12 protein-coding genes are annotated in these 15216 nt (G+C 74.0%); 4 read left to right on the top strand and 8 right to left on the bottom strand.

The annotated features are described in order from the left end of the window. Positions 1-106: 106 nt before the first annotated feature. Positions 107-1678, top strand: a complete 1572-nt coding sequence (locus K8638_RS28725; RefSeq protein WP_223757849.1) for an OmpA family protein — start codon at positions 107-109, stop codon at positions 1676-1678. Then, positions 1675-2496 carry an MYXO-CTERM sorting domain-containing protein gene (locus tag K8638_RS28730; protein ID WP_223757850.1) on the top strand — a complete coding sequence of 274 codons (822 nt, stop codon included), beginning with the start codon at positions 1675-1677 and terminating at the stop codon, positions 2494-2496. Before K8638_RS28725 ends, K8638_RS28730 begins: the two co-directional genes overlap by 4 nt. A gap of 57 nt (positions 2497-2553) precedes the next feature. Here the strand turns inward: K8638_RS28730 and K8638_RS28735 are convergent, their stop codons facing one another. Continuing rightward, positions 2554-3018, bottom strand: a complete 465-nt coding sequence (locus tag K8638_RS28735; protein ID WP_370644134.1) for a helix-turn-helix domain-containing protein — start codon at positions 3016-3018, stop codon at positions 2554-2556. 356 nt (positions 3019-3374) lie between these two features. On the opposite strand from K8638_RS28735, the gene K8638_RS28740 reads away from it, so the two are divergent. Next, on the top strand, positions 3375-4523 hold the full coding sequence (locus K8638_RS28740; protein WP_223757851.1) for a serine/threonine-protein kinase: 1149 nt from the start codon (positions 3375-3377) through the stop codon (positions 4521-4523). Positions 4524-4549: 26 nt separating this feature from the next. Here K8638_RS28740 and K8638_RS28745 read toward each other — a convergent pair whose 3' ends face one another. The 7 genes from K8638_RS28745 to K8638_RS28775 all read right to left on the bottom strand — a co-directional run bounded on the left by K8638_RS28745 (position 4550) and on the right by K8638_RS28775 (position 14398). Continuing rightward, positions 4550-6931, bottom strand: a complete 2382-nt coding sequence (locus K8638_RS28745) for a PAS domain S-box protein (RefSeq protein WP_223757972.1) — start codon at positions 6929-6931, stop codon at positions 4550-4552. Positions 6932-7042: 111 nt separating this feature from the next. Further along, entirely contained in the window at positions 7043-7459 is a 417-nt protein-coding gene (locus K8638_RS28750; protein ID WP_223757852.1) for a response regulator, read from the bottom strand. An 82-nt stretch (positions 7460-7541) separates the two neighbouring features. Next, the gene (locus tag K8638_RS28755; protein WP_223757853.1) at positions 7542-7787 is read right to left on the bottom strand and encodes a hypothetical protein; all 246 of its coding nucleotides are present in this window, start codon (positions 7785-7787) and stop codon (positions 7542-7544) included. A gap of 177 nt (positions 7788-7964) precedes the next feature. Beyond that, on the bottom strand, positions 7965-10820 hold the full coding sequence (locus tag K8638_RS28760; RefSeq protein ID WP_223757854.1) for a bpX6 domain-containing protein: 2856 nt from the start codon (positions 10818-10820) through the stop codon (positions 7965-7967). Next, positions 10817-12655, bottom strand: coding sequence for a hypothetical protein (locus K8638_RS28765; protein ID WP_223757855.1), 1839 nt, complete (start codon positions 12653-12655; stop codon positions 10817-10819). Before K8638_RS28765 ends, K8638_RS28760 begins: the two co-directional genes overlap by 4 nt. An 85-nt stretch (positions 12656-12740) precedes the next feature. Further along, entirely contained in the window at positions 12741-13223 is a 483-nt protein-coding gene (locus K8638_RS28770; RefSeq protein WP_223757856.1) for a hypothetical protein, read from the bottom strand. Between the two features lie 2 nt (positions 13224-13225). Then, on the bottom strand, positions 13226-14398 hold the full coding sequence (locus K8638_RS28775; RefSeq protein WP_223757857.1) for an AAA family ATPase: 1173 nt from the start codon (positions 14396-14398) through the stop codon (positions 13226-13228). Between the two features lie 211 nt (positions 14399-14609). On the opposite strand from K8638_RS28775, the gene K8638_RS28780 reads away from it, so the two are divergent. Continuing rightward, positions 14610-15206, top strand: coding sequence for a hypothetical protein (locus tag K8638_RS28780; RefSeq protein ID WP_223757858.1), 597 nt, complete (start codon positions 14610-14612; stop codon positions 15204-15206). The last annotated feature ends 10 nt before the right edge of the window (positions 15207-15216 follow it).

Here is a 15216-nt window from a genome sequence, read left to right on the forward strand (position 1 = left end):
GCCGCGACGCGCCGCGTCCGGGCACGGACACGCGGCCTGCCCCCGAGGGAGGGAGGACGCCCGGGCGAGCGCTCCACACGTTTCCATCACCCCGGAGCCCCCGCATATGAGACTCGCACCCCCTTCGTTCTCGGGCCGGCTGGCCTGTGCCGTCCTGTCGCTCATCCTTCCGGGCACCGCCGCGCTGGCCGACGAGCCACCGCCGCTGCCCGCCTTCGACCTCGAGCGCCTCACGGTGTCCCCCACCTCGCGCGGGGCGCTGCTGGGCTCCTCCGGCCTGCTGCTGGAGCCCGGCGCGCTGCGGCTGGCGGTGGTGACGCACTACCAGCACCAGCCGCTCGTCATGGTGCGCGGCGGGCGCCGCGTGGGCGAGGTGGTGCGTGAGCGTGCGCTGCTGCACCTGGCGGCGGCCGTGTCGCCCCACCCGCGGCTGGAAGTGGGTGCGTCGGTGCCGGTGCTGGTGGCCCAGGGGGGCATGTCGCTGGCGGGGCTCGGGCTGGGGGAGCTGCGGCGCTCGGGAATGGGCACGCCGCTGCTGCGCGCGCGCGTGGGCCTGCTGCGCGAGGAGGACGGCGCGCTGGTGGACCTGGCCGCGGAGGTGGACACGGGCCTGCCGCTGGGGCGGCGGGAAGCACTGCTGGGCGATGGACGCTGGAGCGTGTCGCCCCGCCTCGCGGTGGGCCGCACGTTCGACCGGATGCGCGTGTCGCTGGAAGCGGGGGCGCGGCTGCGTGAGCGGGTGCGGGTGGGCTCGCATTCGGTGGGCTCGGAGGTGCCGTTCGCGCTGGGGGTGACGAACGTGGATGGCTCGCTGCGCGGCGAGCTGAGCCTGCGCGCCGCCGCGCCCCTCACCGGCGGCGGCCTCTGGTCCGGCGAGGTGCTGGCCGGAGCGCGCTACCTCTTCAGCGAGCACTTCGAGGTGTTCGCCCTCGGAGGTCCCGGCATCGGCGTGGCGCCCGGCGTGCCGGCGTTCCGGGTGCTGGCGGGCGTGGGCTTCGACCCGCTGCCGCTGCTTCCCTCGAAGGCGCCGCCGGTGCCCGTGCCCGTCCTCGCGCGCGAGCCGGAGAGCGGAGACACCCGGGAGGGACTGCCCGGTGACGGGGCGCTGGCCCTGGCGGAGCCTCCCGCCGTGGAGGACGGCGCGGCGCCCCCGGAGCCGGACGTCGAGTCGGTGCCGGACCAGGACGAGGACACGGTGGCGGACGGAGTGGACAACTGCCCGCGCGAGCCGGGCCCCCCGTCCAACCAGGGCTGCCCGGAGTCGGTGCGGCAGGTGGTGTTCCTCACGGAGAAGAAGCTGGAGATTACCGAGCGCGTCTTCTTCGCCTTCGACCGGGCGGAGGTGCTGCCGCGCTCGTACCCGCTGATGGACCAGGTGGCGAAGGTGCTGCTGGAGCACCCGGAATTGGAGCAGGTGGTGGTGGAGGGGCACACCGACAACATCGGCGGCGCGGAGTACAACCGGCGCCTGTCCCAGGCGCGCGCGGAGTCGGTGTGCCGCGAGCTGGAGCGCCGCGGGGTGGAGGCGAAGCGGCTGCGCGCGGTGGGCCGGGGCCTGGACGTGCCCGCGGACACCAACGACACCGCCGCGGGGCGCGAGCGCAACCGCCGGGTGGAGTTCCACATCGTTCCCCCCACCACCGCGATGCCGGGCAGCGCCCGGGAGGCCACGCCATGATTGCCCCGCTGACTTTCGCCGTCGTTCGCGCCCGGCTGCTGCAGGTGCTTGGTGGACTCGCGCTGTGGGTGGTGGCCGCGGTGGCCGTGCCTCCGGCCTTCGCGGGAGACCGGAACGCGCCGGAAACGACCATCGTCACGGGCCCGGACCTCGAGACTCCGTCCACCACGGCCGACTTCACGTTCGAGTCCACCGCGGACCGGGCCGCGTTCTTCTGCATGCTGGATGACTCTCCGGAGTTCGTCTCCTGCGAGACCCCATGGCATGTGGAGGGGCTCGCGCCCGGGGCGCATGTGCTCTGGGTCTACTCGCTCGACCTGAAATCGGAGCTGGCGGACCAGACCCCCGCCATGTGGGAGTGGACGGTGGTGGAGGGCCCGCCGGCCGACGCGGGCAGCCCGGATGCGGGCTCCCCGGGCGGCGACGGTGGCCCGGGTGGGGAGACAGATGGCGGCGTACCTGGAGGTGACGCGGGCACGGGCGACGAGGACGCGGGCTCGTCCGACGCGGGCAGCCCGGATGCGGGCTCCTCGGGCGGCGACGGTGGCCCCTCGGGGAATGAGGACGCGGGCACGTCGGGCAACGAGGACGCAGGCAGTCCGGCTGGGGACGCGGGGACGGAGGACGCGGGCTCACCGGGTGGCGGCGCCGATGGGGGAGACGAACAGCCGGGTCCTCCGCCTTCCGACGATGGGGTGCCGCCAGAGGCGCTGGACTACCTGGGTGGCGGGGTGGGCTGCACGGGCGCCCCGGCGCCTGGAGCACTGGCCGGGTTGTTGTTGCTGGCCTGGGTATTCCGCCGCCGCCACCGGCGCTGATGCTCCGCTGGAGTCAGGCGGGCCCGGCGCGGCTCCATGCCTCCGCGCACCGGGGCCTCACCGCTGGGGGAGGATGGCGGAGGCGACCTGGTTCATCAGCTTGAGCTGGCCACGCGACATGCGGCGCAGCGTCCGCAGCAGCCGGCGCATCTCCGGCATGTGGTCCTTGTCCTGGGAGTCCTCCTCCCACAGCGAGGCGCCGGCCGCCGCCGCCGTGACGAGCCCCATCCCCACGTCCGCGGAGAGCCGCAGCGCGAGGCACAGGCGGAACAGCGTGGGCACGCTGGGCATCATCCGCCCCCGCTCCATGCGCCCGTAGACCTCCGCCGCGATGCCGACGCGCTCGGCCACATCCGCCTGCGTCAGCCCCGCGCTCATCCGCGCGGCCCGGGCCGCCTCGCCGACACTCGCCGCCAGGCGCTTCTCCAGTTGCTGGCGCGACCTCCGGGCACGGTCGCCGGGGCCAAGGCGGGGCCGGGGCCGCTCGCGGGGGGAAGCAGAACCTTTTGGGTGGGTTTTCATGCGCGAGTTCCACCCGACTTATAACCCAGCAAGTCAGCACGCGATATACCGATATGGCGGGTAGTCTCCCGGACGGGAAGCCCACTCGGACACGGAGTGCACGGAACCCGCGCCCGGGGCCTCCACCCCGCCCGCATGCGGAGCATCACACCCACCGCGGAGCACATCCCTCCGAGGCGGCGAAGGGCCCGGAAGGCCGCCACGCCTCGAACACGACCTGACAGGCAACCCTCTCAGCGAGTGAGAGCGTTCCGGGGCAGGCACTACCCACCGGGTGACTTCTGGACGTGGGACGACCATACTCCGAAGGTGAGCCGCCGGACCCAAGAGGTCCGTCGGGCCCGAGGAGAGCCGCCATGTCGTCCCTGCCGTCTGACGTCCCCCCTCCGCCGCAGGTGCTGCTGCGCTCCGGCCGCACCTCCTATGAGTTCATCCGCTCCCTGGGCCCCGCGCACCATGGGGAGCTGGTGCTCGCCCGCCGCCTCTACGAGGGGGGCTTCGGCGGCTACGCCGTCCTCAAGCGCCCGCCGCGCGCCGCCGCCGCGGAGGCGTCCCGCCGGCTGCTGGAGGAGGGCCGCCTGGCCGCTCAGCTCCACCACCCCAACATCGTCGCCGTCCACCACCTCAAGGGCCCCGACGACGCGCCGGTGCTCGTCTTCGAGCACACCCCCGGCCACCGGCTGGACACGCTGCTGGAGGCCTCCACCCGCGCCCGGCTTCCCCTCTCCGAGGGCTTCGCCCTCTACGTCGCCGCCGAGGTCGCCGACGCGCTCCACCACGCCCACAACCTCACCGACGAGCACGGCCGCGCGCTCCAGGTCGTCCACCGCGACGTGGGCCCGTACAACATCCTCGTCACCGAGCACGGCACGGTGAAGCTGCTCGACTTCGGCGCCGCCTGGTCCCGGCTGCCCGGACGGGTAACGACGACGGACTCGGAGCTGCCCGGCAGCCTCGCCTACGCGGCCCCCGAGCACGTGGCCCAGCTTGGCCTGGACGGGCGCGCGGACATGTTCAGCCTGGGCATCGTCCTCCTCCAGCTGCTCACCGGCCGCCACCTCTTCGAGGGTGCGGACCGCTTCGAGTCCGAGCGCCGCCGCCGCCGCGAGCGCACGCCGGCCCAGGACTCCACCACCCGCGAGCACGCGCTGGCCGCCGCCATGCACGAGGCCATCAGCCACGCCGCGGAGATAGAGCTCAAGCGCCGCATCCTCGCCTACGGCCAGGAGGACCTGGACGAGGCCACGCGCGCGGTGCCCGCCGCCCTGGTGCCGCTGGTGCGCAGGGCGCTCGCCCCGGACCGGGTGGAGCGCTTCGCCACCTGCGCGGACCTGGCCCGCGCCCTGCGCGAGCACCTGCGCCGCACGGGCCAGCCCTTCGGCCGCCCCGAGGCCCTCACGGAGCTGGCCGGCCTGCGCTACGCCGCCCTGCGCGTCCAGGCCGGTGAGTCCCCCGACGCGGCCCTGGAGGACCGGCTCCTTCCTGAAGACGACCTCGCCTCCTGACCCCCACCGCGCGGGGTGCACCTCCCTCAGGCGCGGGGGAGTTTCACCTGGAAGGTGGTGCCCGCCTCGGCGGTGGACGACACCTCGATGCGGCCCCCGTGGCCCTTCACCACCTGCTCGACGATGTAGAGCCCCAGCCCCAGGCCGCCACCGCCAGGGCCGGCCGTGGTGCCCCGGCGGAACGGGTCGAACAGGCGCGGCAGCATGTCCTCGGCAATGGGCTCGCCCGCGTTGTGCACCTCCAGCACCACCGCCTCCCCCACGTCCGACAGGTGGAAGGTGACGGGGGCGTCCGGCGGGCTGTACTGGAGCGCGTTGCCGCCCAGGTTGCTCACCACCTGCAGCAGCCGGTCCGCGTCCCACTCGCCCTCGTAGCGGCCCGGCGCCACCTGGAGCGTCAGGCTCCGCTCCGGCCACGCCGCCTCCAGCTCCTCCACGCCCTGCCGCACCACCGCGCGCAAATCTCCGGGCACGCGCTGAATCGGGATGCCGCCGCCCAGCCGCCCGCGGGTGAAGTCCAGCAGCTCCGAAATCATGCGCTTCATCCGGTCGCTGGCGCGGGCCAGGCGGGTGACGAGCCGCCGCTCGCGCTCCGGCAGTGCCTCGCTGTGCAGCAACTGCGTGGCGGAGAGCTGGATGGCGTTGAGGGGGTTGCGCAAATCGTGGCTGACAATCGCGATGAGCCGCTCACCGAAGCGGGCCGCCTGCAGCGCCGCCTCCTGCGCGCGGCGCCGCTCGGTGATGTCCACCATGGTGGCCACCGCCGCGACGATGGTGCCCTCCCTGTCGCGGATGGGCGCGCTGGAGACGAGCACCGTCACGCGCTGGCCGTCCTCGCGCTCGATGAGCAGCTCCTCGCTCCGCACCTCCTCGCCCTGCCGGAGGCTGCGGAACAGCGGCAGCTCCCCGGGCTCGTACCGCCGCCCGTCCGGGTGCAGCACCGTGTAGGGCGCCCGCGCGAAGTCCTCCACCAGGGTGGACGGGGCGAAGGGCCGGCCGGTGATGGCCTCCACGTTCCGGCTGGCCATCAGCAGCCGGCCACTGGGAGCCTCCGCGATGAAGACGCCCGCGGGCATCTGGTCCAGCACCGACGCCAGCCGCGCCCGCTCCGCCTCGATGGCCGCCAGCAGCCGCTGCCGGTCCGTCTCCACCGCGCGGCGCTGGGTGATGTCCAGCACGGTGGCCACCCGCTGCACCACCCGCCCGGACGCGTCGCGGAAGGACGTCACGTGCGAGAAGGCGGGGAAGCGGCTGCCGTCCTTGCGGATGTGGAGCGACTCGTATTCGTGGGAGGACTTGGAGTGCGCCGCCGACACGTGCCGGTGCAGCACGCCGCGCGCCTCGGGCGCGAAGGTGTCCTCCAGCGGCCGGCCCCTCAGCTCCTCCGGCGTGTACCCGTGCATGCGCGCGAAGGCGGGGTTGACGTCGCGCAGGGTGTTGTCCTCCGCGCTCACCACCACCACGCCCACGCCCAGCCGTGTGAAGACCTCCTCCCAGCGCCGCAGGCCGGCCTCGCTCTCGCGCAGGCGGGCCAGGGAGGCCTCCGCCTCGGCGCGCGCCGCCCGCTCGCGGGCATGCGCCTGCGCCTGCGCGAGCAGCGCGGTGGCGCGCGCCGCCATGGCGCGGAACAGCAGCAGGTCCGCCTCGGACAGTTCGCTGCTGGCGCGGCTGCCCATCAGCGCCACCCCCAGCACCTCGCTGTCCAGCACCAGCGGCACGCCGTACAGCGCGCGCAGGCCCGCCTCGCGGAGGACTGGCTCACCCACCCGCGCGTCGCTGCCCGCCTCATGCACGAGCAGCGGCTGGCGCGTGGCGGCGATGGTGCCGACGAAGCCCTCCCCCTCGGGCACACGGGCCCCGGCCTTCAGCCCCTCCCCCACCACGCTCGCCACGCGCAGGGAGTCCCCGTCCTTCAGCAGCACCCCGGCCATGTCCACCGCGGCCACCGTCTCGCGCAGCACCTGGAGGAGGCGCGGGAGGAAGCCGGCCACGTCGTCGCTGCCCAGGGCCGCGGTGCTGATGCGGTCCAGCGCCTGCAGGGTGCGCTCGCGCGCGAGTGTGTAGCGGCTGACGGACGCCGCCACGGCCTCGTCCATGGCCTCGTGGAAGACGCGCTCCTCCTCCGGATACGGCGTGGCCCCGCCCCGGGCGGCCCACAGCCGCAGCACGCAGCCACGCAGCAGCCGGTACTCCGTCACCACCTGGTGGAGGTTGAAGCCCTCCCCCAGCCGCTCGAGGGCGTGCAGGTCCGGAATGGCGCCTGGCCCGGAGGCCACACCCGCCTGGGGCCGCTGGCGAATCCGCGACGCCACCCCTTCCAGCAGCCGGGGCAGGCCGTCATGCAGCGCGGGCCGGGACAGGGCCTGGGCGGCGGGGATGGCACGCACCTCCGCCTCCCACGCCTCCATGATGGCGTCGCGGTGCTGGAGGAGGAAGTCTGCCAGGGGGAGGGGCACGGCGAGCCATGTAAGGCCCCGGCCCCGGAGGGACAACCGCGAAACACGCGGAGTGCCGTGCAGCTAAAGCAACTCCGGCCTCCGGCCCTGGGCGCAGTACCCGGCCACGGTGTCCAGCAGGGCCGGAATCTCGAAGGGCTTGCGCAACATCGCGCGGGCGCCCTCCGGAGGCTCCTTCACCGAGGCGGAGAGCACCACCACGGGGACATGGCTCAGCCCCGGGTCCGCGCGGAACCGTTCCATGAAGGTGAAGCCATCCATGACGGGCATCATCAGGTCCAGCAGCACGACGCAGGGCCACCGGCCCAGGTGCCCCAGCGCGTCGAGCTCGGCCAGGGCCTCCAGGCCGTTCTCCGCCACGTGCACCTCGAAACCTTCGTCCTCCAGGATGTCGGCGACGGCGGCCCGCAGGTCCGCGTCATCCTCCACCAGGAGGACGGGACCGGGACCAACAGAGGGGGCAGGGGGCTCGATGCTCACGGGCTGACGTTAATACCCGTGACTGACGTGGGCCCCGCGCCAGCGGCGGCGGCCGGAGGGGAACCTGCCCGGCGGGCCCTCCTCAGCGGGCCTGGGGCGCCTCGACATGCGTCAGGCGCAGCAGCCCATGGTCCGGCTCCAGGCGGTAGCGGACGCGGAAGCCCGAATCCAGCACCACCAGGCCGGCCCGCTCCGGGACGAGCGGCCCTTCGAGCGGGAGACCGGCGGCGAGCGCCCCCAGCTCATATTGAACCTGCACCCGCACCGCCGAAGAGCACCCGCAGAGGGTCCGGAGTGCCCGGGGCGCGAGCTGGAGTCGGAGGGCCATGGTCTCTCCAGACTGTCCAGCTCGGCTTTTTCGGGCAAGACGTACCGTGGGTCCAGGGCAGCCGTCATCTTCCGGTGTCATGCGGGGGTCTCTCCACCCCACTCGGGTGTGGCTTACGAGACACCCACGCGCTGGTGGCGCGGCAGTGGCCGAGGCGGCTGCCGGCGGGTCCTGAAGTCACGGCACGGCCACGTGCCGCACCGTGCCCCGTTCCAAATCCAGCGCCAGCAACCGGCCGCGCGAGTCGAAGGCCAGCAGCGCGGTGGCGAAGAGGCGCACGCGCGGGACGTCCGTGCCCTCGAAGACGAGCAGGGCCCGCTCGGTGCCACGAGCGTCCACCAGGTGGAGTTGCCAGTGGCCCGAGCAGCGCATCACGTCCACGCGCCAGTGCTCGGCGAGGACGAAGACCTCGCATCCCGGACGGACGGACTCAGGAAACTGCGGCGAGCGGGTGCCCGCGGGCTGCAGCCAGAGGAGCTGGACCTCGTGCTCCGCCGTGGGAGCGGGCTCGGCGAGGAACCGAGACGAGGCAACGTCCAGGGGGAGGACGGCCACGGGGACGGCCACGAGGGCTGTCACCTCGCCGTCGCTGGTCAGCGAGACGGTCAGGAGCGTTGCCGGCTGGGTGTTCACCGGAAGCGGCAGCTCGCCGCGGGCGCGCAGCGTGGGGCCCTGGGCCAGGTCGTAGGTCCACCGCTCCAGGCTCGACGGGCCCGAGACGAGGAAGCTCAGCCGCGCGGCATCCACGGCCAGGGACAACACGCGGCCCGGCAGGTCCGGCACCCGCCAGAGGGCACGCAGGCCGGCGGAGAAGGCGTCCACCATCATCACCGTGTGCCCGGAAGAGACGAACCAGGTGTTGCCGTCGTAGGTGGGGGCCCAGGCCTCCAGCCGCGCGTCGCACCATGGGACGGCCCTGCGCGCCACGAGGTCCAGGCGCGACAGGCGCCGCACCTCGCCGCGCGGCGCGAGCGCCAGCGCCCGGTCCCCGTGCACGGAGGGCACCAGCGAGAAGGCCGGCACGTCGAAGTGCGCGACCGTCCGGCCGTCCGCGCGCACCAGCCGCGCGCCCGCCTCGCCCAGCGCGAGCAACAGCCGGCCATCCGGCAGCGCCACCGCATCGTGGACGGGAAAGGCCCCCGCGTCCGAGGCGCGAACCGTGACGTTGATGCGCGGCCGGGACACGTCGCTGCTCCAGGTGACGGTGGAGCGCTCGGACAGCGGAGGCAGGTCCGCGCGGAGCGTGCCGTCGGGGGCGTCGCGCAGCAGGCGCGTGACGAAGTCGGACGCGAAGCGGGCGTGGCCGGCCGCCCTGTCCCTGAGCAGCGCGCGCACCGTGGGCACCACGAGCGCGGTGCGGCCCGGCGAGGGGGACTCGCCCGACAGGGTGAGCGCGAAGGCGAAGCGCTCGGGAGCGCGCTCCGCGGTGTCGTCTTCGAGCAACTCCCGCACGCGCTCCGCCGCGGTCTCCAGTCCATCGGGGAACGCGGTGGCCCACAGCGCGAGCAGCCGTGCGCCGGAGGCGCCACCGCACTCCACGCCCCGCTCCACCCATTCGCGGGCCAGGGCCCGGGCGTCGGTGATGGGCCAGAGGGTCTGGACCGCGTGGGCCCAGTCACCGGCCTCGGCGAGCGTCTCCGCCCAGAGCAGCCTCAGGACGCGGGCCTCCTCGGGGTGCGTGCGAGACAGGCGCAGCACCGCATCCGCGAAAGCGCCGCTGCGCCGGGCGATGGCCGTGGCGCGCGCCACGTCCTTCGCGAGGAACCACTGGCGCACCACCAGCCCGGGGGGCAGGTTGCGTCCCTCGGCCAGCTCCGCCGCGAGCCGGAAGCGCCCGTGCCTCTCGAGGAAGGAGACGGCCTCCTCGTGCGCACCCAGCAGCTCGGCGAGGATGAAGGCCGCCTCATCGATGCGGCCCTCGCGCTCGAAGCGGCGGAAGGCCTCGCGGTAGCGCTCCTTGAGGGCGGCGAACAGCTCCTGGCCGCCGGCGAACACGGAGGCGGCGCCGTGCTGCCCCGTCTGGATGGTGAGCTTCTCGCGCGGACCGGGCAGGCCCAGCGCCACGCGCGTGTTCTCGTCCAGGCCGCTGCCCAGGGGGATGGCGTAGCGCAGCGCCTCCTGGAGGTTGCCCTCCTCGAACATCTCGAAGAGGCGGCGCACGTACTCCGCCTTGCGCCGGCCCAGCATCTGGCCGAGCGGCGTGTTCAGGAGCATCCACTCGGAGAGGCGCGACAGCAGGCTCGGGCCGGAGGGCTCCGCGCGAGTCCCGGGAGGTGCCTCGCCGGAGCCACCGCGGGCACTGGCCGTGGCGCCTTCGTGCGGCGTGCCGGAGCGCGCGAAGAAGGACGCCAGCCACCGGCGCAGCCGCGAAGGCGGACGGGAGGCGCTCGGCTTGCCCGGGCCGCGCGCACCGAACAGGGCCTCGCGCAGTCGCGCGAGCAGCCCCGGACGACGGGCAGCCATTGCCTTTTCCGGCGGTGCTCGTCCCTGCATTCGCGCCAGCACCCCCTGCGCCTCGGGCGCGAGCGTGGGCACGGAGGGACCGAAGAAGGCGCGCGTGGGTGGAGGCAGAGGCTCCAGCGTGGGCACGGGCGGCGGTGGCGCGCCCAGGCCGCGCGCGGGCAGCGGCACCCACTCGGACACGTCGAGCCACTCCGACAGGTCCACCGCGGGCGCACCGGCCAGCGGGTACGCGCGCGCGACACCCGCGCGCACCAGCACCACCGAGCCCTCGCGGAGTGCCAGCTGCTCGCGCTCGCCAGCGGACAACGGCGCGGAGGACAGGACGCCCTGCTCCAGCGTGAGCGGCAGGCCCGGAGCGGAATCGCTGGCGACGGCTCGTGACTGGGGCAGGCGCAGCAGGTAGCCGCCAGCCACGAGGTGAACGGAGGCCGCGGGCGTCCACGCGGCGAGCACACGCCGGCGCGCCTCGCCCTCGCCGAGCAGCATGGGGTCGAACCAGAGGGCCGCCGCGCGCACCGTGCCTCGGTGCAGGTGACGGCGGGGCCGAAGGAGGGAGGCCGTGCCGCTCATCCGCCAGCTCCCGGCAGCGCCTGGTACAGGATTCCGCCCTCGCGCAGGTTGCTCAACACCAGCCCGCCTCCCTTCAGCATCCACCCGAGCACCGGAACGGCATGGCTGGCCTCCGCGTACAGCACGTCCTCCCAGGCCACCATCACCTTGTAACGGCCCTGGGGGCTGAACAGCCAGAAGGTGCGCCGGTCCTCGTCGATGGCCAGCAGCCCGGGGTCGGCCGGTGCCTCGCGGCAGATGCCCGGGCCGACCACACGCATTCCCGCGGGAAGGTGCACCAACTCCGAGCGCTCCCCGAGGAACAGGCGCCACACGCCCGGCTCGTGACGTACCGCGAGCAAGCCTGCTTCCTTGTGTCCCCTGCCGCCTCCGTCGCCGAAGAACGCGCGGTCTCCGTCCACGCCGAGCGGCAGGCTGCGCACGCAGCCCGGCTCCACGATGCCCAGCCACGCGCCCGAGGACTGAGAACCCACCTCCACGGACGTGGAGCGAGTCACGAAGGTCACCTTGCGGTTCACCTCCGCCGCGGCAAGGACTCCCCTCGCCACGCGCGAGACCTGGACGTGCCGCGTGCGCGGCTCCTCCTCGACGAGGAAGAGGCTCTCCCCCTGGTCGTCCAGCAGCAGGCGCTCATTGCCGGATGCGTCCAGGTAGCTCAACAGCCGGCCCGGCGGGTCGTGCATGGACACTGATGGTTGTGCACTGTCGCCATCGCGAGCCGCGAAGGCCTGCTCGTCAGACCTGCCAGAAGCATTCCCCCGGAGCTTGCCGTGGAGCACGAACCCGCCGTCCTTCTGCCGCTGCGTGAGGACGATGAGGCCTCCGTTGTGGCGCCAGCCCGCGCCTATCAGCGTCTGCCCCGCGGGAGGCGTCACGCGCCGGGTCTTGGGCACGGTGGCGCGCACCGAGTGCGGCAGGGCCATGGCCCCCACGCTGCCGTCCTCCCGGTGGAACATCAGCCGGCGGCCATCCGCGGAGAAGGTGAACGAGCGCAGGAGGGGCTGCGGCGGCTGGGAGAGCCGCACGGCCGGCGCGGCGCGGGTCTGCTGGAACGGGTCTCTCAGCAGGCGCACGCAGGCCTCCGGCGGCGGCAGGTCCAGCGTCACGGAGCGCGCGGCACGGGAGGCGGGCCGCACCTGCACCGTGAGCTGCCGGGCGCTGGTGGCGAGCACCTCGGCCACCTCGGCACGGGACAGGCCCGTGGCGCCGGGCAGCCGGGACAGGCGCGCATCGCCCACGAGCCATGCGTCCTCCGGGGCCGCGTCCAGGGACAGCGCGCTTCGCCACGCGGCGAGCTGTGCATCCGTGGCGGGCCGCAGGTCGCGAGCGGCGAGCCACGTACCGACGGTGCCGGGCGTCACCTCGGAGAAGGCGCCCTTGCCGGGGTCGGCCTGGAGCACGCCCCACGAGAAGGCGGCGCCCGCGGCCTCGGCACGGCGGGACAGGACGACGAGGAGCGCGAGGTGGGCGATGCGAGGCGCCCCGAGCTGGTCCGGCCCCGCGTCCAACAGCGCCACGGTGCGGCGAGAGCCCCGCGGCTGGCGGAAGGCGGGCTTGAGGAAGGACAGCTCGCCGAAGGCGGCGCGGCGCACCAGCTCGTCGGGAGACTCCAGCGCCCACAGCCACTCGCTGACGAGCAGCCGGTCGAAGGTGCCCCTGCGGGTGAGGCCGTCATAGCCCTGGGGCTCGCCACCATCGGCCTCGCCTCGAGGACGCAACGAGCCGAGCGCCGCGGACAGCCGCGCCACGTACGGGCCCAGGTGCAGGGCCAGGTCCTCGGGGAAGAGCGAGAGCTGCGGCGCCCAGGGCCGCAGCGCGGGAGGCAGCGCGCTCACGGAGTCACCTCCGGGAGTGGCACGGGAGACAGCCCTTCGCCGAGCGCAATGCCAGACTCGCGCTGCGTTCGCGGTCTCATCGCGCTCACGGAGTCACCTCCGGGAGTGACACAGCCGGAGGCGGCTCCAGCCAGGCGGTGAGCGTGGCGCGGTCCACCGGCCGAGCCGCCCCCACGGAGACGAGGTGGCCGGATGCGGGCAGCACGGCCACCGGCGTGCCCTCCATCCCCACGCGGGCGAGCAGCGCGCGCTCCAGCATCGACGACGCCACGTTGGGTGCCAGCGCGCAGGGCATCAGCAGCGACGGCGCGGCGGAGTCCCTGCCCAGGTACACGGCCCCATCCACCCACGGCAGCGACTCGGCGGGCCCCAGCAGCACGAGGACACCCGGGCCCGCCACGCCGCTCCACGAGGCGAGACGCGCGTCATCCTCGGAGAGCACCCGGCGCGCGAGCGCGAGCGCAACGGGCCCCTCGCCCGCCACGGCGAGCGGCTCCAGCGGCTCGGACCGAGGCCCCCAGCGCACCGGGATTCGCGCGGCTGCAATGTCGTGGTGCTCGCTGCTCATCTTCAAGCCGCCACGTTCGCGTTGGCCGCGGGCGTGGCGGGCGACAGCGCCTCGGACAGCCGGACGCGCAGCGCCTTCAGGTCCTCGGGCAGGGACTCGGGCGCGAAGCCCGCGTCCATCTCCCGGGCCACGCCCTCCAGCTTCAGGCGCCATGCGGAGAGCGCCTCGGAATCCCCATCCGCGGGCCGCTCCGAGAGCAGCACCTCTCCCGCCGTGGCGATGCGCTGCGCCCGGGCGCGAGGCCCCGCGCTGGCCTCCAGCGCCGCCGAGGCCAGGGCCGGGTTCTCCGATGCCGCGAGCAATTCGCGCAGCACGTCGCGAGCGAGCGCCTGGGCCTCCTTGGTGGGCACGGCATAGACGAGCGGCCACAGGTCCGCGGTGCCCGGCACGCGCCGGCCGGCCAGCGCCGCGGCGGAGGCGATGAGCTTCTGCACCTTCACCGCGCGGCGGTCCGACAGGCCGATGCCGGCGGCGCGCAGCGAGCGCAGCGCATGGGCCAGGTGCGGGCGGACGGCGGAGAGGTCCGCCTCGCGAGCGGCCTGGGCGAGCACGTCCAGGGACTCCAGCGAGGTGGCGCGGGCCTCGGCCTCGCTCCACAGCGAGGCGCCGCCGGCGAGCAGTTCCTCCAGCCGGGGGTCGGGCACGGGCTCGACGAAGATGCGGGTGAGGAAGCGGTCGGCGAACGCGGCGAGCGAGTCATCCTCGGGCAGCGCGTTGGAGGCGCCCACGCAGACGCGCAGCGGGCAGCGCATGCGCGTGTGGCCGCGCCGGAAGGTGCGCTCGTTGAGGATGCCGAGCAGCGTGTTGAGGATGGCGGTGGAGCCGAGGAAGACCTCGTCAAGGAAGGCGACCTCGGCCTCGGGCAGCATGCCGGTGGTCTCCGTCTCCACGAGTCCCTCGCGCAGCTTGCGCAGGTCCACGGGGCCGAACAGCTCGGAGGGCTCGGTGAAGCGGCCCAGGAGATACTCGAAGTAGGAGCCGCCGAGGGCGCGAGCGGTGCGGCGCACGGCCTCGCTCTTCGCGGTACCGGGAGGGCCGATGACGAGCAGGTGCTCGCCGGCCACGGCGGACAGGGCAACCAGCTCCACCATGGCCTCGCGCTCGACGAGCCCCCGCCCGGCGTCGGTGAGTGCATCGCGGACGGCGGAAGCCGCGGCTTCGAAAGTGACGGACATGGGAGCGAGCCTATCCGCCGGACTCGGCCGGCGCGAAGAGCACCCGCGGTGACAGGTGCTCCTCCATGGAGTGGAATCCGTGCCACCGGGTATCCGGCGGAACGCGCATGTGCCTCTCCGTGACGGGGGCCGCGGGGTTTCATGACATGGACGTGGGAGGACGGGCGACGGCCTTCCCGGGGAGCACAGTCCCGGGCGTAGACTGGAGCGCATGAGAACGCTGTGGAAGTCGGTGGCGCTGGCGGGCGTGTTGGGCCTGGGGACGGAGGCGGCGGCGGAGGGCTGGCACGGGTACGCCTCGCTGGGAGCGGGCATCACGCTGGACCACCTGAGCGACTTCCACGCGAAGGGGCCGGCGCTGCACGGGTACCTGGGCGTGGAATCACCGCCGGGCTTGTCGTTGGGACTGCTGGCGGAGGTCTCCGAGACGTGGGGACAGCAGCAGTTCCCGGTGGCGGCGGACCCGAACCGGCTGGAGCGGGCGCAGCTCGACTACAAGGCGGTGGGCATCGAGGCGCGGCTGCGTTTCTTCCGGGACAAGCCCATCAACCCGTGGGTGGGAGCGCGCCTGTCGAAGAGCTGGTCGAGCTCCTTCACGCCGGACGACGCGGGGAGACTCCTGCGCGAGAAGATCGACACCACGAGCATGGCCTTCCGGTTGGGCATCGATGGTTGGTTCAACTCGCGCTGGGGCCTGTCGGTGGCCACGGCCTTCCAGTTCTGCGACGTGAAATTCACCGAGGAAGCCATCAAGGAGTGCGCCGAGCCGCTGCACTCCGTCATCGCGGGCCCGGTGCTGCGGTTCTGACGGACGTCTC

Origin of the sequence: Myxococcus sp. RHSTA-1-4, assembly GCF_020037125.1 — a bacterium.
GTDB lineage: Bacteria > Myxococcota > Myxococcia > Myxococcales > Myxococcaceae > Myxococcus.

Coding starts and splice junctions, on each gene's coding strand:
- K8638_RS28725 (WP_223757849.1), top strand. CDS start 107: ATGAGACTCGCACCCCCTTCGTTCTCGGGCCGGCTGGCCTGTGCCGTC.
- K8638_RS28730 (WP_223757850.1), top strand. CDS start 1,675: ATGATTGCCCCGCTGACTTTCGCCGTCGTTCGCGCCCGGCTGCTGCAG.
- K8638_RS28735 (WP_370644134.1), bottom strand. CDS start 3,018: ATGAAAACCCACCCAAAAGGTTCTGCTTCCCCCCGCGAGCGGCCCCGG.
- K8638_RS28740 (WP_223757851.1), top strand. CDS start 3,375: ATGTCGTCCCTGCCGTCTGACGTCCCCCCTCCGCCGCAGGTGCTGCTG.
- K8638_RS28745 (WP_223757972.1), bottom strand. CDS start 6,931: ATGGAGGCGTGGGAGGCGGAGGTGCGTGCCATCCCCGCCGCCCAGGCC.
- K8638_RS28755 (WP_223757853.1), bottom strand. CDS start 7,787: ATGGCCCTCCGACTCCAGCTCGCGCCCCGGGCACTCCGGACCCTCTGC.
- K8638_RS28760 (WP_223757854.1), bottom strand. CDS start 10,820: ATGAGCGGCACGGCCTCCCTCCTTCGGCCCCGCCGTCACCTGCACCGA.
- K8638_RS28770 (WP_223757856.1), bottom strand. CDS start 13,223: ATGAGCAGCGAGCACCACGACATTGCAGCCGCGCGAATCCCGGTGCGC.
- K8638_RS28775 (WP_223757857.1), bottom strand. CDS start 14,398: ATGTCCGTCACTTTCGAAGCCGCGGCTTCCGCCGTCCGCGATGCACTC.
- K8638_RS28780 (WP_223757858.1), top strand. CDS start 14,610: ATGAGAACGCTGTGGAAGTCGGTGGCGCTGGCGGGCGTGTTGGGCCTG.